At 64.2% G+C, this 18,809-nt stretch carries 14 protein-coding genes; 11 read left to right on the plus strand and 3 right to left on the minus strand.

From position 1 onward, the window contains the following. The first annotated feature begins 28 nt into the window (after positions 1–28). Positions 29–703, plus strand: coding sequence for an SDR family oxidoreductase (locus tag QSV46_RS09005; RefSeq protein ID WP_314949442.1), 675 nt, complete (start codon positions 29–31; stop codon positions 701–703). Between the two features lie 23 nt (positions 704–726). On the opposite strand, the gene QSV46_RS09010 is transcribed toward QSV46_RS09005, so the two are convergent. After that, positions 727–2,463, minus strand: a complete 1,737-nt coding sequence (locus tag QSV46_RS09010; RefSeq protein WP_314949977.1) for a bifunctional protein-serine/threonine kinase/phosphatase — start codon at positions 2,461–2,463, stop codon at positions 727–729. Positions 2,464–2,521: 58 nt separating this feature from the next. Beyond that, positions 2,522–3,361, minus strand: coding sequence for a formate/nitrite transporter family protein (locus tag QSV46_RS09015; protein WP_314949444.1), 840 nt, complete (start codon positions 3,359–3,361; stop codon positions 2,522–2,524). Between the two features lie 677 nt (positions 3,362–4,038). On the opposite strand from QSV46_RS09015, the gene QSV46_RS09020 reads away from it, so the two are divergent. The 9 genes from QSV46_RS09020 to QSV46_RS09060 all read left to right on the plus strand — a co-directional run bounded on the left by QSV46_RS09020 (position 4,039) and on the right by QSV46_RS09060 (position 15,649). Further along, positions 4,039–5,358: a CmpA/NrtA family ABC transporter substrate-binding protein gene (locus tag QSV46_RS09020; RefSeq protein WP_314949445.1), complete on the plus strand. Its 1,320-nt coding sequence runs from the start codon at positions 4,039–4,041 to the stop codon at positions 5,356–5,358. Positions 5,359–5,419: 61 nt separating this feature from the next. Next, positions 5,420–6,316, plus strand: coding sequence for a nitrate ABC transporter permease (gene ntrB, locus QSV46_RS09025; protein ID WP_314949447.1), 897 nt, complete (start codon positions 5,420–5,422; stop codon positions 6,314–6,316). 11 nt (positions 6,317–6,327) lie between these two features. After that, complete coding sequence (locus tag QSV46_RS09030) at positions 6,328–7,122, plus strand: ABC transporter ATP-binding protein (protein ID WP_314949449.1); 795 nt, start codon at positions 6,328–6,330, stop codon at positions 7,120–7,122. Positions 7,123–7,461: 339 nt separating this feature from the next. Next, positions 7,462–8,841, plus strand: a complete 1,380-nt coding sequence (locus QSV46_RS09035; RefSeq protein WP_314949451.1) for an MFS transporter — start codon at positions 7,462–7,464, stop codon at positions 8,839–8,841. A 122-nt stretch (positions 8,842–8,963) separates the two neighbouring features. After that, the gene (locus QSV46_RS09040; protein ID WP_314949453.1) at positions 8,964–9,392 is read left to right on the plus strand and encodes a globin family protein; all 429 of its coding nucleotides are present in this window, start codon (positions 8,964–8,966) and stop codon (positions 9,390–9,392) included. A gap of 10 nt (positions 9,393–9,402) precedes the next feature. Further along, positions 9,403–10,620 (plus strand): NAD(P)/FAD-dependent oxidoreductase, encoded by a 1,218-nt coding sequence (locus QSV46_RS09045; RefSeq protein ID WP_314949455.1) that lies wholly within the window; start codon positions 9,403–9,405, stop codon positions 10,618–10,620. Positions 10,621–10,634: 14 nt separating this feature from the next. After that, complete coding sequence (locus QSV46_RS09050; RefSeq protein WP_314949456.1) at positions 10,635–13,340, plus strand: molybdopterin-dependent oxidoreductase; 2,706 nt, start codon at positions 10,635–10,637, stop codon at positions 13,338–13,340. Positions 13,341–13,680: 340 nt separating this feature from the next. Beyond that, positions 13,681–14,520: an aldo/keto reductase gene (locus tag QSV46_RS09055; protein WP_314949457.1), complete on the plus strand. Its 840-nt coding sequence runs from the start codon at positions 13,681–13,683 to the stop codon at positions 14,518–14,520. Positions 14,521–14,707: 187 nt separating this feature from the next. Next, complete coding sequence (locus QSV46_RS09060; RefSeq protein WP_314949978.1) at positions 14,708–15,649, plus strand: DMT family transporter; 942 nt, start codon at positions 14,708–14,710, stop codon at positions 15,647–15,649. Positions 15,650–15,781: 132 nt separating this feature from the next. Here the strand turns inward: QSV46_RS09060 and QSV46_RS09065 are convergent, their stop codons facing one another. Beyond that, positions 15,782–16,243: an Lrp/AsnC family transcriptional regulator gene (locus QSV46_RS09065; RefSeq protein WP_314949458.1), complete on the minus strand. Its 462-nt coding sequence runs from the start codon at positions 16,241–16,243 to the stop codon at positions 15,782–15,784. A 135-nt stretch (positions 16,244–16,378) separates the two neighbouring features. Here QSV46_RS09065 and QSV46_RS09070 point away from each other — a divergent pair, with 135 nt between their 5' ends. Continuing rightward, a complete protein-coding gene (locus tag QSV46_RS09070) occupies positions 16,379–18,742 on the plus strand; it encodes a transketolase (protein ID WP_314949460.1) in 2,364 nt (787 codons plus the stop codon). Positions 18,743–18,809 lie beyond the last annotated feature (67 nt).

The following is an 18,809-nucleotide window of genomic DNA, read 5'->3' on the forward strand; positions in this document are numbered from 1 at the left end:
ACGACCCAATCCTCACAAGGAATCCATCATGATCTCTTCAACTGGCACAGCTCCGGTGAATTCGGAGGGCGCAGCGAAGATACTGGTGCTCGGCGCGACCGGTGCCACCGGCCGGCTTATCGTCAGCCAGGCGGTGGCGCGGGGGTACGACGTCACCGTGCTGGTCCGTTCCGCCGAAAAGGCGAGCGGCATCACGGGAGCGAAGCTCATCGTCGGAGACGCGCGCGACGAGACCACACTGCGCAAAGGCCTCAAGGGCCGGGACGGCGTGGTCAGTGCGCTGGGGACACCGGTAAGCCCATTCCGCGAGGTAACGCTTCTCTCGACCGCGACGCGCGCGCTCGTGAGCGCGATGAAGGCCGAACATGTCTCCCGTCTGGTTTGCATCACGGGGATCGGCGCCGGCGACAGTGCCGGGCATGGCGGCTTCTTCGCCGACAATGTCATCTTTCCGCTTCTCCTGAAGAAGGTGTACGCCGACAAGAACCGGCAGGAAGCGATCGTCAGAGACAGCGGGCTGGACTGGGTCCTCGTTCGCCCCTCGATCCTCAACAACAAGCCCGGCCGCGGGTCTGTCCGGGCCCTGACGGACCTTTCGGGCTTCCATGGCGGCAGCATTGCGCGCGAAGACGTTGCGAAATTCGTGCTGAATCAGGTGCGCGCCGATGCGTGGCTGCACCGTTCTCCGCTGATCACGTGGTGAGCTTTGCGAGGCCACGCCCCTGGTCAGCGCGCGTGCAACATCGCGAGCAGGACCACGACGGCGCAGGCGAGCGCCGCCGTGGTCAATTTCCAGAACATCAGCGGGCTGCGCTCCAGAAGCGGCGTGATCCGGGTGTCGAGATAGGCCGGATTGGGCGTGCGAAGCTCGAAGACGAATTCGGACAGATCCTCGTGCCGCTTGTAGGGATCGGGATGGAGCGCGCGCCTGAGTGCACCGTCGATCCAGGCCGGCACATTGCGGTTGTCGTCAGCGGGCCGATATTTGAGCCTGCGCGCGTCTGACTTTCGCCGGATCCTGGCGACCTGTGTGCCGTAAGGAAGCTTTCCCGTCAGCATCTGGTAGCAGATCACGGCCAGCGAAAACATGTCGGAGCGCGGCGAGCCGCCCTGCCCAAGAAAATACTCCGGCGCCGCATACTGGACCGTTCCCAGGATTTCGTCGCTATCGTCTTGCGGCGCGGCCTCCGCGACGCCTGCCACCCTGACCGAGCCGAAGTCGATGATTTTCGCGGTGCCTGTCTTGTCGATCAGGATGTTGTCGGGCCTGAGGTCCTGATGCAGCATCTCCATGCGGTGAAAGGCGCGCAGCCCCGCGGCGATCTGCTCGACGATTCCGCGGACCGTTTCGAGATCGGGGCGCGGATTGTCGGTCATCCACTGCCTCAGGGTCTGTCCCTCGACGAATTCGGTCGCGACGTAGAGATAGCTGCGCCGCCGCGACTGTGACAGCGGCTTCAAGACGTGCGGGCTGTCGATCCGGCGCGCGATCCATTCCTCCATCAGGAAGCGCTTGAGATAGGCGGCATTGTCGCGCAAATCGATCGACGGCAGCTTGAGCGCGACCGGCTCCTCGGTCTCCATATCGACCGCAAGATAGATGTGACTGCGGCTGCTGCCGTGGATTTCGCGGACGATCCTGTAACCGTCGAAGATCGCCCGCGGCTCCGGCAGCGGAGGCAGCGGCAGCTGTGTGGTCTGACTGAAAATGCCGGCCGGTTCGCGCTGAGGCACCGCATCGATGCGGAGGATCTGGACGGTGATGTTGTCGTCGCTGCCGCGCCGGTAGGCTTCCTCGACGATCGCCTTCGCCGCGCCGTCGAGCTCGGCTGCATGTTCGCTGAGCGCACTCGTGATGAAACGCGCATCGACGAATTCATAGGCGCCGTCGGTCGCGAGCAGGAACGTGTCGCCAGCCTCGATCTCGAACGACTGGTAGTCGATCTCGAGCTGCGGATTGATGCCGAGTGCGCGGCCGAGATAGGTCTGCTCCGACGACACGATGATCCGGTGGTCGTCGGTCAGTTGCTCGAGCGCCTTGCCGGACACGCGGTAGATGCGGCAGTCGCCGATATGGAAGATGTGCGCGGTGGTCGCCTTGATGACCATGGCGCTGAGGGTGCAGACGTAGCCCTTGTCGCGGTCGTAGGCGTATTGGCTCTTGCGCGTCTGCGCGTGCAGCCAGGAATTGGTCGCGTCGAGCACCCGGCGGGCGGACGTCTTCACCGTCCAGGATTCCGACGTGCAGTAATAGTCCATCAGGAAGCTCTTGACCGCCGACTCGCTGGCGATCTGGCTCACCGTGCTGCTCGAGATGCCGTCGGCGAGAACGGCCGCGATGCCCTTCAGGCTGAGCAGCGGCTCGTCCGGAATGAGGACGCCGTGAAAATCCTGGTTGACGGGCTTGCGGCCCTTGTCCGAGTGCTGGCCGACCGAGATCAGGAGTCCGCGGGGCATCGTCATCACCGGCGAAAGGGAGCCTCACCCTGATCGGGCGAGGCTCCTTTGTCGAGACGTTCGCTCAGGCCGCAACGCGGGGCTTTGCAGCCTTGCCGGCCTCGCGCTTCGGCTTGGTCATGACGTGCGTGGCGTAGAGGGTCATGCCGGTGAAGGCGAGGCCGCCGACGAGATTGCCGAGCACCGTCGGGATCTCGTTCCAGATCAGGTAATCCATGATCGAGAATTTCGCGTGCAGCATCAAGCCCGACGGGAACAGGAACATGTTCACGACGGAATGCTCGAACACCATGTAGAAGAACACCAGGATCGGCATCCACATCGCGATGACCTTGCCGGGGACCGAAGTCGAGATCATGGCGCCGACCACGCCGGTCGAGACCATCCAGTTGCAGAGCATGCCGCGCAGGAACAGCGTCGCCATGCCGGCCGCGCCGTGGGCGGCATAGCCCAGCGTTCGGCCCTCACCGATATTGCCGATGGCCGCGCCGACCTTGTCCGGCGCCTCCGTGAAGCCGAACGTCGTGACGAAGGCCATCATGAAGGCCACCGTGAAGGCACCGGCGAAGTTGCCGACGAAGACCAGACCCCAGTTGCGCAGCACGCCGCCGAGGGTGACGCCGGGGCGCTTGTCGATCAGCGCCAGCGGCGAAAGCACGAACACGCCGGTCAGGAGGTCGAAGCCCAGCAGATAGAGCATGACGAATCCGACCGGAAACAACAGCGCGCCGACCAGCGGCTGTCCCGTGTTCACGTTGATCGTGACGGCGAACCAGGCGGCGAGCGCGAGGATGGCGCCGGCCATGTAGGCCCGGATGATGGTATCCCGGGTGGACATGAAGACTTTGGACTCGCCCGCATCCACCATCTTGGTGACGAATTCCGAAGGCGCGAGATACGACATCAAGGGTTCCTTTTGCTTCGTAAGTAAGTGAGACCGACACACCCTCTCGGAGAGCGCGGCTGAACGTATGGGACGTGCGGGCTGGCGTGCCGCACGAGGGTTTTGGGCAGTTGGAAGCCTTGGAATCGCGTCACGACGACTGTGCCGGGGAGGGCCGCGAAGCTATTGAGCTTCCGGATGCAGCCGCCAGCGGCTGCAACAATGCGGCAAAGCCGCAGTCTTCGTTGACGCTCCCAAGGAAGCAAATTGCGTGCCGCTCGGGTGGATCGGAAAAGGTCAGTGATATCAGCTGGATGACTCCAGCCTCGATCCGGCTTTTGCCGGGTCTGCGGCCCGTTGCTTAGGCGGCTGCATAAGATTTGTGCGTCGCACAAGTTCTGGGCAGGCCGCAAATTTCGCGTGCGCAACAAGCCTGCGACAGTCTGGCGCAGCACGCATAACTTATTGATTTTAATTCTCTTTCAGAGGCTGCGGGCTTGGCATGAAGCTTGAATGGTTCCGAGCCGACGCCATTGAAGCCGTCCCGCGAGACTTCTCATCCGAATTTGCTGACGCCACCAGACGGGGGTCCCCCCGTCGCGCGTTCGCATGCGCCTTTTTCGCGCGCCACGGACGGACGGGCTGCTCGTGCGCACTGACGCAATCATTCGCAACGACGCAAAAGGACGACACCAGCTATGACCAAGCGCATTCGCCGGCCCTCGGATAATGGCCTCAGCCGCCGTCAATTGTTGAAAGCCACCGGCTCTACCGCCGCACTTCTCGCCGCCGCAAAACTGAATTTCCCCGCCGGCGCCTTTGCGCAGGACGCAGGCCCCGAGGTCAAGGGAGCCAAGCTCGGCTTCATCGCGCTGAGCGATGCCGGCCCGCTCTTCGTCGCCAAGGACAAGGGCCTGTTCGCCAAATACGGCATGCCGGACACCGACGTACAGAAGCAGGCCTCATGGGGCACCACGCGCGACAATCTCGTGCTTGGCTCGGAAGGCAACGGCATCGACGGTGCGCATATCCTGACCCCGATGCCGTACCTGGTCTCGGCCGGCAAGGTGACGCAGAACAACCAGCCGACGCCGATGTACATCCTGGCGCGGCTCAATCTCGACAGCCAGTGCATCTCCGTCGCCAATGAATATGCCGACCTCAAGCTCGGCGTCGATGCTGCGCCGTTCAAGGCGGCGCTGGAGAAGAAGAAAGCGTCCGGCAAGTCGGTGAAGGCCGCGATGACCTTCCCCGGCGGCACGCATGATCTCTGGATCCGCTACTGGCTCGCCGCCGGCGGCATCGATCCCGACAAGGACATCGAGACCATCGTGGTGCCGCCGCCGCAGATGGTGGCTAACATGAAGGTCGGCACCATGGATTGCTTCTGCGTCGGCGAGCCCTGGAACCTGCAGCTGATCCATCAGAACATCGGCTATACCGCGATCAACACCGGCGAGCTCTGGAACAAGCATCCGGAAAAATCCTTCGGCATGCGCGCCGCCTTCGTCGACAAATATCCGAAGGCCGCCAAGGCGCTGCTCATGGCGGTGATGGAAGCCCAGCAATGGTCCGACAAGGCCGAGAACAAGGCCGAGCTTGCCGCTATCATGGGCAAGCGGCAGTGGATGAACTGTCCGGTGGAGGACGTGCTCGATCGCACCGCCGGCAAGTTCGATTACGGCATCCCCGGCAAGGTGGTCGAGAACTCGCCGCACATCATGAAGTACTGGCGCGACTTCGCCTCCTATCCGTTCAAGAGCCACGACCTCTGGTTCCTGACCGAGGACATCCGCTGGGGCAAGTATGAGGCGAATTTCGACACCAAGGCGCTGATCGCCAAGGTGAACCGCGAGGACATGTGGCGCGATGCGGCCAAGACGCTCGGCGTCGCGGCTGCCGAGATCCCGGCCTCCACCTCGCGCGGCAAGGAGACCTTCTTCGACGGCAAGGTGTTCGACCCCGAAAATCCGGCGGCCTATCTGAAGTCGCTCGCGATCAAGCGCGTCGAAGTCTGATGGAGCCAGCGGCCGCCTTTACGGCGGCCGCATCGTCTTTTGCAGCCGGAGAGATATTGCGATGAACATGCCTGCCACGAAGATCGAGGTTGAGACCGCGAAGCCCGCGAGCGCTGCCGCGCCGGTCGTCGCGATGACACCGAAGCGTCCGCCGCGTTCGGAGACTTACGCGCGGATGGCGCGGGAGACCGCCGTGCGCGTGATCCCGCCGCTGGTCGTGATCGCGCTGCTGATGCTGGTATGGGAGCTGGTCTGCCGCCGCGCCGGCTCGGCATTGCCGCCGCCGTCGCGGGTGTTCAAGGATACCAAGGAGCTGATCCTCGATCCGTTCTTCGACCATGGCGGCATCGACAAGGGCCTGTTCTGGCATCTCTCCGCCAGTCTCCAGCGTGTCGCGCTCGGCTACTCGCTCTCCGCGATCGCCGGCATCGCGCTCGGCGTCCTGGTCGGCCAGTCGGTCTGGGCGATGCGCGGGCTCGATCCGCTGTTCCAGGTGCTGCGCACGATCCCGCCGCTCGCCTGGCTGCCGCTGTCGCTTGCGGCGTTCCGCGACGGCCAGCCGTCCGCGATCTTCGTCATCTTCATCACCTCGATCTGGCCGATCATCATCAACACCGCGGTCGGCATCCGCAACATCCCACAGGATTATCGCAACGTCGCCGCGGTGGTGCAGCTCAATCCGCTCGAGTTCTTCGCCAAGATCATGATCCCCGCGGCCGCACCCTATATCTTCACGGGGCTCCGCATCGGCATCGGCCTGTCCTGGCTCGCGATCGTCGCCGCGGAAATGCTGATCGGCGGCGTCGGCATCGGCTTCTTCATCTGGGACGCCTGGAACTCCTCGCATATCAGCGAGATCGTTTTGGCGCTGTTCTATGTCGGCATCATCGGCTTCGTACTTGATCGCCTGATCGCGGGTCTCGGCAAGATCGTCACTCGCGGCACGGCTCAGGGTTGAGGAGTAAACACATGACCGCCTATCTGAAGCTCGACCACATCGACAAGGTCTTTACCCGCGGCGCCGCCTCCACAGAGGTGCTGAAGGACATCAATCTGACGATCGAGAAGGGCGAATACGTCTCGATCATCGGCCATTCCGGCTGCGGCAAGTCGACCCTGCTCAACATCATCGCAGGATTGACCAACGCCACCACCGGCGGCGTGCTGCTGGAGAACCGCGAGGTCAACTCGCCGGGCCCCGATCGCGCCGTCGTGTTCCAGAATCACAGCCTGCTGCCGTGGCTGACCGTGTACGAGAACGTCAGGCTCGGCGTCGACAAGGTTTTTGCCAGGACCAAATCCCGCGCCGAACGCGACGCCTGGGTCATGCACAATCTCAACCTCGTGCAGATGGCGCATGCCAGGGACAAGCGCCCTTCCGAAATCTCCGGCGGCATGAAGCAGCGCGTCGGCATCGCCCGTGCGCTGGCGATGGAGCCGAAGGTGCTGCTGCTCGACGAGCCGTTCGGTGCGCTCGACGCGCTGACCCGCGCCCATTTGCAGGACTCGGTGATGGCGCTGCACCAGAAGCTCGGCAACACCATTCTGATGATCACCCACGATGTTGACGAAGCGGTGCTGCTCTCCGACCGTATCGTCATGATGACGAACGGACCGTCTGCGCGCATCGGCGAGGTGCTCGAGGTGCCGCTGGCGCGCCCGCGCAAGCGGCTCGATCTCGCCACCAGCGCGACCTACTTGAAGTGCCGGCAGCGCGTGCTCGAATTCCTCTATGAGCGTCATCGCTTCGTCGAGGCTGCGTAAACGAAGGATCACGCAAGGACATGCTTGAGCCCAAATAATCGACATCCCGCTCAATCCTTGTGCGACGCACAAGGATTGAGCGAACCGCAAATTTAGCGTGCTGAAAGGGCCTGCCAAAATTTCGAGCGACACGAATAACAGCTTGAAATCCCTGTATTTCGACGGTGCGCGCAACTGGCACGGAAATTGAAACGCCTTTGCGCGACGCCAACGACGACGTCCCTCAACATCATCAATCAGCATCGTGAACTCGCCACCGGGGTGAAGCCTCGGAGCGCGCCTCCGTGGCCGGAGGCTGAGCCTGCAACGACGCAGCGGTGAGCCTGGAAGGGATATTCAATGACCAAGAATCCGACGTGGATTTCTGACTGGCGCCCCGAAGATGAGGCGTTCTGGAATGCGGGCGGTAAAGCGATCGCCCGGCGTAACCTGATCTGGTCGATCGTGGCCGAGCATATCGGCTTCTCGGTCTGGCTGATCTGGAGCATCGTCACCACCAAGCTGCCGCAGGCGGGCTTTCACTACACGACAGACCAGCTGTTCCAACTCGTCGCCGTGCCCGGCCTGATCGGCGCCTTGATGCGTTTTCCCTACACATTCGCGGTGACGACGTTCGGCGGCCGCAACTGGACCATCTTCAGTGCGGCGATCCTGTTCATCCCGACGCTGTCGCTGGCTTATTTCGTCAGCCAGCCCGACACGCCGTTCTGGCTGATGCTGCTGATCGCTTCGACCGCCGGTCTCGGCGGCGGCAACTTCGCCTCCAGCATGACCAACATCTCGTTCTTCTTCCCCGACCGGATGAAGGGATGGGCGCTCGGCCTCAATGCCGCCGGCGGCAATATCGGCGTCTCCAGCGTGCAGCTCCTGACCCCGATCCTGATGACGCTCGCCGTCATCAACCTGTTCCAGGCAAGCCCGGTCGACGGCATCTTCCTCCAGAATGCCGGCCTGATGTGGGTGCTGCCGATCGCGATCGCCGTGTTCGGTGCGGTGTTCTTCATGAACAATCTCACCACGGCCAAATCGTCGATCAAGAACCAGCTTGCCGTCGTCAAGCGCAAGCACACCTGGATCATGGCGTATCTCTATATCGGCACGTTCGGATCCTTCATCGGTTACTCCGCGGCGTTTCCCCTGCTGATCAAGACCCAGTTCCCGCAAGTCACGATCGCGATCGCGTTCCTCGGGCCGCTGGTCGGTTCGCTGTCGCGGCCCTTCGGCGGCTGGCTTGCCGACAAGATCGGCGGCTCGGTCATCACCTTCTGGAATTTCATCGTGATGGCGGGCGCCACGGTCGGCGTGCTCTATTTCGTCGGGCAGAAGGACTTTATCGGCTTCCTTGCGATGTTCCTGATCCTGTTCGTGACGACGGGCATCGGCAACGGCTCGACGTACCGCATGATCCCCTCGATCTTCCGCGAGCAGAACCTGTTCAAGGTGCGCGGCAAGGGCGATGCGGCGCGTGCGGCCGCCTTGAAGACAGCGAGTATCGAGAGCGGCGCTGCGGTCGGCTTCATCGGCGCGGTCGGCGCGGTCGGCGGCTATCTGATCCCGAGCGGTTTCGGCAAGTCGATCGCGCTGACCGGCGGGCCGTCGCTCGCGCTCGCGATCTATCTTGCCTTCTACGCCTCCTGCCTCGCTCTGACCTGGTGGTTCTACCTGCGTCGCAGCCCGCAGGGTGAGGGCGCGCCAAGCCTCGCCGAAGCGCGGGTGTGACACTTGGTATGAAACTCGCTTCTCCCCGTACGCGGGGAGAGGTCTCTCTGATGACGTTTGATCCATGAACCTTGTTCGCAACGGTGCGGACAAAGGCAGACCGAAACAGACAGGAGAACATTATGACGCCAGAACAGATCACCCTCGTCCAGCAGAGCTTTGCCAAGGTCGCGCCCATTTCCGCGCAGGCTGCGGTGCTGTTCTACGACCGCCTGTTCGAGGTGGCACCGTCCGTGCGCGCGATGTTCCCTGAAGACATGACCGAGCAGCGCAAGAAGCTGATGGGCATGCTCGCCGCCGTCGTCGGCGGCCTGTCGAACCTGGACTCGATTCTTCCCGCGGCCTCCGCGCTCGCCAAGCGCCACGTCGGCTACGGCGCCAAGGCCGAGCACTACCCCGTGGTCGGCGCGACCTTGCTGTGGACCCTGGAGAAGGGCCTCGGCGAAGCCTGGACGCCCGAACTCGCAAAAGCCTGGACCGACGCCTATGGCGTGCTGTCCGGCTACATGATTTCCGAGGCCTATGGCGCTCAAGCGCAGGCCGCCGAATAGGAGATGCTTCGTGAGTGAGCCACTCGTCATCGTCGGTAACGGTATGGCGGCCGCGCGGCTGGTCGACGAACTCGCCAAGACCGCACTCGGCCGCTACGCGGTTGCCGTCATCGGCGATGAGCCGCGGCTCGCTTACAATCGCGTGCTGCTCTCATCCGTGCTGGCCGGCGAGACCGGCTCGCACGAGATCGAGCTCCGGCCGGCGGACTGGTGGCGCCACCGCGGCGTCACCGTGCGCTACGGCTATCGCGTCACCGAGATCGATACCGGCCGCCGCGAGCTCAAGATCGCGGGCGAAGAGAGCATGGAGTACTCAAAACTCGTGCTCGCCACGGGATCGACGCCGCTGCGGCTCAACGTGCCGGGCGCTGATCTTGTCGGCGTTCATACCTTTCGCGACACGCGCGATGTCGACTTGCTGCTGACGCTGGCGGCGGCAAAGAAGCGCGTCGTCGTGGTCGGCGGCGGCCTGCTCGGCCTGGAGGCGGCCTACGGCCTCGCCAAGGCCGGTGCGCCGGTGACGCTGCTTCATCTGATGGACCGGCTGATGGAGCGCCAGCTCGATTCGCCGGCCGCGGATTTGCTCAAGACGCTGGTCGAGCGCAAGGGCATCCGCATCCTGCTCAACGCCTCGACGGCGCGCATCCATGGCGAGGGCCATGTCGAAGCGGTCGAACTCGCCGACGGCAGCCGCATCGAGGCCGACGCCGTGATCTTCGCGGCCGGCATCAGGCCGAACATCGCGCTCGCGAAGGACGCGGGTGTTGCGGTCAACCGCGGTATTGTCGTCAACGATGTTATGCAGACGGCCTCGCCGGACATCTACGCGCTCGGCGAATGTGCCGAGCACCGCGGCACTTGTTATGGCCTGGTCGAGCCGGCCTACGAGCAGGCGCGCGTGCTGGCACGGCATCTCGCCGGACATCCGGCTTCCTATCAGGGCAGCGTGGTCTCGACCAACCTCAAGGTCTCCGGCGTCAGCGTGTTCTCGGCCGGCGACTTCATGGGCGGCGAGGGCAGCGAGAGCCTCGTGCTGTCAGATATCAGGCGCGGCACCTACAAGAAGCTCGTCATCGCCGACGGCCGGCTTACCGGTGCCGTGCTGATCGGCGATACCGTCGATGCGCTCTGGTATCTCGAGCTGATCCGTAATCGCGACAAGGTGGCGGCGATCCGTACCGACATGATGTTCGGCCGCGCCCTGGCGCGTCCTCGCAAGGCGGCTTGATAAGGCAGCTCGATATGACGGCGATCGATCCCGCGCTCCGCGCCACCAAGACGACCTGTCCCTATTGCGGGGTCGGCTGCGGTGTGCTGGCGACCCCTGACGGCAACGGCGGCGCGGCGATCGCGGGTGATCCGGATCATCCCGCCAATTTCGGCCGGCTGTGCTCGAAGGGCTCGGCGCTCGGCGAGACCGTCGGGCTGGAAAGCCGGCTGCTCTATCCGATGATCCGCTGCAAGGGCGTGCTGGAACGCGTCGCCTGGAGCGATGCGCTCGATCACGTCGCCCATCGCATGCAGCACATCGTCGCGCGCGACGGTGCCGATGCGGTCGCGTTCTATCTCTCGGGCCAGCTCCTGACCGAGGATTATTACGTCGCCAACAAGCTGATGAAGGGATTCGTCGGCACCGCCAATGTCGACACCAATTCGCGGCTCTGCATGTCGTCCTCGGTCGCCGGCCATCGCCGCGCGTTTGGTGCGGACACCGTGCCCGGCTGTTATGAGGATCTCGACCAGGCCGACCTCCTCGTGTTCGTCGGCTCGAACGCGGCCTGGTGCCATCCGGTGCTGTTCCAGCGCATGCTGAAGAACCGGCAGGACCGCGGCGCGCGCATGATCGTGATCGATCCGCGCCGCACCGACACCGCAACCGACGTCGATCTGTTCCTCGGATTGAAACCCGGCACCGATACCGCGCTGTTCTCCGGCTTGTTCGTCCATCTCGCCGACAATGGCGCGCTCGACCAGGATTATATCGCGCAGAACACATCGGGCTTCGACGACGCGTTGGCGCGTGCGCGCAACATCGCCGGCAGCATCACCGCGACCGCGCTGGCCACGGGCCTGTCCGAACAGGACGTCGCCACCTTCTTCAAGATGTTCCGCGACACCGAGCGCGTCGTCACGCTCTATTCGCAGGGCGTCAACCAGTCGGCGCAGGGCACCGACAAGGTCAACGCCATTCTGAACTGCCATCTTGCCACGGGGCGCATCGGCAAGCCGGGTGCCTCGCCGTTCTCGCTCACCGGCCAGCCCAACGCGATGGGCGGCCGCGAGGTCGGCGGTCTCGCCAACCAGCTCGCCGCGCATATGAACTTCACGCCGCCGGACATCGACCGCGTGCGGCGGTTCTGGAAGGCGCCGCGCATCGCCACCCATGAGGGGCTGAAGGCGGTACAACTGTTCGAGGCCATCAACCGCGGCGAGGTCAAGGCGCTCTGGGTGATGGGCACCAACCCGGCGGTATCCCTGCCGGATGCGGACTTCGTCCGTGAGGCGCTGAAGAAGCTCGAGCTGTTCGTGGTTTCCGAGAACGTGCTCTCCAACGACACGGTCGAGGCGGGCCCGCACGTGCTGCTGCCGGCGCTGGCCTGGGGCGAGAAGTCGGGCACCGTGACCAATTCCGAGCGACGCATCTCGCGCCAGCGCTCGTTCCTGCCGGCGCCGGGCGAGGCGCGGCCGGACTGGTGGATCCTGAGCGAGACCGCCAAGCGTCTCGGCTTCGGCGACAGCTTCAACTACAAATCTGCCGCGGACATTTTTCGCGAGCACGCCGCGTTGTCGGCGTTCGAGAATGACGGCAGCCGCGATTTCGACATCGGCGCGCTGACTTCGCTGTCCGACGAGGCCTTCGACGCCTTGAAGCCGGTGCAGTGGCCAGCGCGTGAGGGCCAGACTTCCGGCGAGCGTTTCTTCGCGACGGGCGGCTTCTTCACCAATGACGGCAAAGGCCGCTTTGTTGCACCTGAAGTGCCGGCGCTGCGCGGCGAGACCGGGCCGTCGCGTCCGCTGCGGCTCAACACCGGGCGTATCCGCGACCAGTGGCACACCATGACGCGCACGGGCCTCAGCCAGCGGCTGGGCGCGCATCTGCCCGAGCCGTTCGTCGAGATCCACCCTGACGACGCCAACAGGTACAGCATTGCCCATAACGGCTTTGCCCGCGTTACCACCGATTACGGCCAGTGCGTCCTGAAAGTCGTCGTCAGCGATCGGCAACAACGCTGCACGCTGTTCGCGCCGATCCACTGGAGCGCGATGAACGCTTCGCATGGCCGCGTCGGGGCGCTGGTCGCACCGTTCACCGATCCGTTCTCGGGCCAGCCGGAGTCGAAGGCGACGCCGGCTGCGATCGCGCCCTATGAATTCGTCTTTCGCGGTTTCGCGCTGTCGCGAAAGCAGCTCGAGCTGCCGCCAGGCCTGATGTGGACCCGCGTCACGGTTGCGGGCGGGGTCGGCTATCTCTTCGCCGACAATGCCGATCTGTCGCGCTGGCCGGCCTGGCTCGACGGCGTCGCCGGTGAGGACGTCGCCGATTATCGCGATTTCGGCGGCGGCGTTTATCGCGCGGCCTCGTTCGCTGGCGACCGTATCGAGACCTGCCTGTTCGTTGGCCCCGCGCATGATGCCGGCGACTGGGAGGTGGTGAAGAGCCTGTTCGTGGCCGATCACGTCACCGACGAGCAGCGCCGCATGCTGCTGTCGGGCAAGTCGACGGAGGGCGCGGACTCGACCGGCCCCGTCGTTTGCGCCTGCTTCGGCGTCGGCCGCGGCACCATCTGCGACACCATCGCCGGCGGCGCGCGCACGGCCGCCGAGATCGGCGCCAAGCTCAAGGCCGGCACCAATTGCGGCTCCTGCATCCCCGAACTGAAGCGCCTGATCGCGACGACGGAGGTCCCGCCCGCGAAGCAGGTGAAGGTCGCGGGGGCTGCAGGGTAGGGCGACGTTCTCGGTCGTCGCCGTAAACTCCGCTGTCATCGCCCGGCCTTGACCGGGCGATCCAGTACACCGAGCCACTTGTGATTGAGCAGTAGGGCCGCGGCGTACTGGATTCCCCGCGTTCGCGGGGAATGACGGTGAGGGTGGCAGCCAATGCCTCCGTCCCAATCGACGCGCCGCCAATTGTGCCCTATGTTGCTGCGCTCTTCCATCAGCACACATAAAAACAACGATTGTGCCCTATTGTGCCTGCCGTCCAACACCCTGGCTGTCATCGGTGAACTGAACTCCTGGGCTCCGTGGTGGTTGCTTGGACGAGACATCGGCCTCGGAGAAAAACATGCGAGCAAACCCCTTCGGCAAGACCGGCGCCAGCGTCTCCGTGATCGGGCAGGGCACCTGGTATCTCGACCACGGCGACCGCAAGTGCGCGATCGCGGCGCTTGTGCGCGGGCTCGATCTCGGCATGACCCACATCGATACTGCCGAGATGTATGGCGATGCCGAGCTCGTCATTGCCGATGCGATCGCGGGCCGGCGGGATGAGGTATTCCTTGTCTCGAAGGTGCTGCCGAGCAATGCCTCGCGTCGCGGCACTATCGCGGCCTGTGAACGCTCGCTGAGGCGGCTGAAGACCGATCGGCTCGACTGCTATCTGCTGCACTGGCGCGGTTCCTATCCGCTCGAAGACACCGTCGCCGCGTTCGAAGAACTGGCGAAGGCGGGCAAGATCAAATCCTGGGGCGTCTCGAATTTCGACGCCGATGATCTCGACGAAATTCTCGACGTTTCCGGCGAAGGCCGCATCGCCTGCAATCAGGTGCTCTATCATCTCAAGGAACGCGCGATTGAGCATGCGGTGATCCCGTGGTGCGAGAAGCACGGCGTCGCCGTCGTCGCCTACTCGCCGTTCGGTCATGACGATTTCCCAACAAGCAACAGCAAGGGCGGTGCCGTGCTGGCGCGCATCGCGGAGGCGCGTCATGCGACACCGCGTCAGGTCGCGCTGAGCTTCCTCACCCGTGCGACTACGGTGGTCGCGATCCCGAAGGCGTCGTCTGCGGAACATGCCGGCGAGAATGCGGCCGCCGGCGATCTCGTGCTGACGACAGAGGAGATTTCCGCGCTCGATGCGGCGTTTCCACGCGGTCCAAAGCCGCGCGGCCTGCCCATGCTGTAGTGCACAAAAGCCTATTATTAACGGAGTATTGACACGCGCGGACGTCAGCGCATATCGGCATCCTGTTTTCGGAAGTTGTGAAAGCGGTGCAATTGTCGTTTTTTTACGCTCGTTCCCGAATCGTATTTCCCAGGTTCCAGTCGTGACACCGCCGCCCGCCGCAGCCGCAAGGCTCGACAGTATTCCCATGCCCGTGCCGGAGAAGAAGCAGGAGACTCGCCGCGCTCCCGCGCGCGTCGATCATCCCTTCAAGGGGATCGCGCTGGTGCTGCTGTCGACGATCTTTCTCGGTTGCTCCGACGTCACCGCGAAATATCTGTCGACGAGCCTGCCGTCGATCGAGATCACCTGGATCCGCTTCGTCACGTTCGCGCTGTTGTTCACGCCGGTGATGCTGCCGGCTTCTCCGATCTATGCGATGCGCACCGAGCGACTTGGCCTGCAGCTGATGCGCGGCGCGGCGCTGCTCGGGTCGTCGCTGTTCTTCATCACCGGCTTGAGCTTCCTGCCGATCGCGGAGGCCTCCGCCACCGGCTTCGTCTCGCCGCTGTTCGTCACCGCACTCTCGATCGTCTTCCTGAGCGAGAAGGTGGGCATGCGCCGCTGGATCGCGACCGGGATCGGCCTGACGGGCGTGATGATCATCCTGCGCCCGGGCTCGAGCGCGTTTCACGCCGCCGCGTTCTTCCCGATCATCTCGGCGTTCTGCTGGGCCGCCGCGCTGATCCTGACGCGCATGATGAGCGGCCGCGAAGCGGTCGTCACCACGATGGCCTATTCCGCGCTGACGGGCGTTGCGATCCTCAGCGTGATGGTGCCGTTCGTCTGGGTGACGCCGAGCTGGACCGCGGTCGGGCTCGGGATCGTGATCGGCGTCGCCTCAACCGTCGGCCAGTGGATCATCGTGCTGGCCTATCGCTATGGCGATGCTTCGGTGCTGGCGCCGTTCTCCTACACGCAGCTGCTCTGGGTCAGCATCTTGGGCTTTTTCCTGTTCGGCGAAGTGCCCGACGTCTGGACCGTTACCGGCGCTGCGTTCATCGTCGCCAGCGGTCTCTACATCGCCCATCGCGAGCGCATCCGCCGCGCCCAGCTGCTGGTGCTGGAAGAGCGTTCCCCGAACCCCTGACGCAAGATCGCACGTCCCGCTTCGTGCTATCGTCGGCTCCAACGCCATGGGAGGAGCCGGATGCGCGCTGCGATTTTCAGGAACGGCGAGATCGTCGTCGACAGCATGGCTGAGCCCAATCCGGCGACGGCGTCACACCGGCAGCGCAATCGAGTACTTCACCTGGCTCAGCGCAAAGCTCGACTCGATCGAGGCGATCCCGTCGAGCCGGGTCAGCTTGGTCTTCAGGAAGGTCTCGTAGGAGGCGAGGTCGGCCGCCACCACGCGCAGCAGATAGTCGCGGTTGCCGGTCATCAGATAGCACTCCAGCACCTCGTCCCATTTCGAGATCGCGCGCGCGAAGCGGTTGAGGTCCTCCTCCTTCTGTCGCGCCAGCTTGATCGAGATGAACACGCTGACATGCAGGCCGAGCGCCTTCTGGTCGACGGTTGCGACATAACGCGAGATCACGCCGCGCTGTTCCAGCAGCTTGACCCGGCGATGGCAGGGCGACACCGAGAGCCCGACCTTGTCGGCGAGCTCCTGCATGGTCAGCCGGCTGTCGTTCTGGAGCAATGCGAGGATCTTGCGGTCGATGGCGTCGAGTTCGGGCATTGGGATGAAACCTGTCTGAGGCGCAGTTCCACTGATAAACTATCCCAATATTTGGGGGTATAGCGCGAAAAATTGAGAAGTTTGGCGCCCTCCGCAGGCGTATCATGGTGCAACCTGTTTCCGGGAACATTTGCCATGCCCGTTGATACCGCCCGTTTGGACACATTGACCGCGCTGGCCCGCAAGGCGCTGTGGCTGTCGTCATGGACCATCCACCACGCCAACCACATCCGTTCCAACGCGGACGGCCTCAAGGTCGGGGGACACCAGGCCTCGTCCGCCTCGCTCGCCACCATCATGTCTGCGCTGTATTTCAGCGTGCTGCGGCCCGAGGACCGCGTCGCGGTGAAGCCGCATGCGAGCCCGGTGTTCCACGCCATCCAGTATCTGTTCGGCCGGCAGAGCCGCGAGAAGCTGGAGAACTTTCGCGGCTTCAAGGGCGCGCAGTCCTATCCGTCGCGCACCAAGGACGTCGACGACGTCGATTTCTCGACCGGCTCGGTCGGCCTCGGCGTCGCGCAGACGTTGTTCTCGTCATTGGTGCAGGACTACGTCAAGGCGCATGGCTGGATGAAGGACCGCCGCGAAGGGCGGATGATTGCGCTGGTCGGCGACGCCGAGATGGACGAAGGCAATATTTGGGAGGCGCTCGCCGAGGGCTGGAAGCACGGCCTGCGCAACACCTGGTGGGTGGTCGACTACAACCGCCAGTCGCTCGACGCGGTCGTGCGCGAGGGTCTCTGGGAAAAATTCGAGACCATGTTCCGCAATTTCGGCTGGGACGTGGTGATCGTGAAATACGGCCGCCTGATGCGCGAGGCCTTTGCGGAAGCTGGCGGCGAGGCGCTGAAGCGCTGGATCGACAATTGCCCCAACGCGCTCTACGCCGCGCTGTGCTTCCAGGGCGGCGCCGCCTTCCGCAAGCATCTGCACGACGAGATCGGCGACCAGGGCCCGATCACGAAACTGATCGACAAGCGCAGCGACGACGAGTTGCTGGCGCTGATGTCGAACCTCGGCGGCCACGACATGGCAAGCATGCTGGACGCCTTCGAATCCATCGACCACGATCGCCCGGTCTGCTTCATCGCCTACACCATCAAGGGCGTCGGCCTGCCGTTCCAGGGCCACAAGGACAACCATGCCGGCCTGATGACGGTCGCGCAGATGGAGAAATATCGCGAGAGCCAGAACATCCGGCCCGGCCACGAATGGGACAAGTATGAGGGCCTCGCGTTAGCTCCCGCCGAGCTCGATGCGTTTCTCGCGCGCGTGCCGTTCAACCGGGACGGTCGCCGGCTCACCGCGCCAGTCGTCGAGGTGCCCTCGCAGCTCACCTTCAAGCCGTCGGCGCAGATGTCGACCCAGCAGGGCTTCGGCCTCGTGCTGAACGAAATCGCGCGCGGCGACAGCGAGCTCGCAAAGCGCATCGTCACGACTTCGCCCGACGTCACCGTCTCGACCAATCTCGGTCCGTGGGTCAACCGGCGCGGCCTGTTTGCGCGTGCGGAGAAGGCGGACTTATTCCGCAGCGAGAAAATTCCGTCCACATTCAACTGGGATGCCTCGCCCAAGGGCCAGCATCTCGAGCTCGGCATTGCCGAGATGAACCTGTTCATCATGCTCTCGGCGCTCGGCCTGTCGCACCAGATCAACGGCGAACGGCTGCTGCCGGTCGGCACGCTCTACGATCCCTTCATCGAGCGCGGCCTCGATGCGCTGAACTATGCCTGCTACCAGGATGCGCGCTTCATGGTGGCGGCGACGCCATCGGGCATCACGCTCGCGCCGGAAGGCGGCGCGCACCAGTCGATCGCAACGCCTTTGATCGGCATGGCCCAGGACGGCCTTGCCTCGTTCGAGCCGGCCTTCGTCGACGAGCTCGCCGTGATCATGGCATGGGGGTTCAATCACATGCAGCGCGATCCGGGCGAGGGCGGTTCCGTTTACTTGAGGCTCTCGACGCGCAGCATCGAACAGGCGCAGCGCATCATGACGGGCGAGCTCGCGCAGGGCATCACCGACGGGGCCTACTGGCTGCGCAAGCCGGGCCCGAATGCCGAACTCGTGATCGCCTATACCGGCGCGATTGCGCCGGAGGCGATCGAAGCGACCGGCTTCATCGGCGAAAGCCGGCGCGACATCGGCCTGCTCGCGATCACTTCGGCGGATCGTCTCCATGCGGGCTGGACCGCCGCACGGAAATTACGTCGCGACCGGCGCGGCGTGCAGCATCTCAGCCACATCGAAAAACTGCTGGCGCCGCTGCCGCGCGACTGCGGCATCGTGACCATCATCGACGGCCATCCGGCAACCCTCGGCTGGCTCGGCAGCGTCCGCGGCCATCGCGTCGAGGCGCTCGGCGTCGAGCAGTTCGGCCAGACCGGCACGATCGCTGACCTGCATCGGCACTACGGCATCGACGCCAACGCCATCATCGATGCGGCCGAAAGCCTCACCACCGGCGCGCCGGTGCTGCATCGGAAGATGGCGGTGTAGTGGGGGTAACCCGGACGCATGGGCCCCGGCTCTGCAGCGCATCACTGAAGAAGTGCTGCGCTGCGTC

It is taken from the genome of Bradyrhizobium cosmicum (assembly GCF_032290525.1).
Classification (GTDB): Bacteria; Pseudomonadota; Alphaproteobacteria; order Rhizobiales; family Xanthobacteraceae; genus Bradyrhizobium; species Bradyrhizobium cosmicum_A.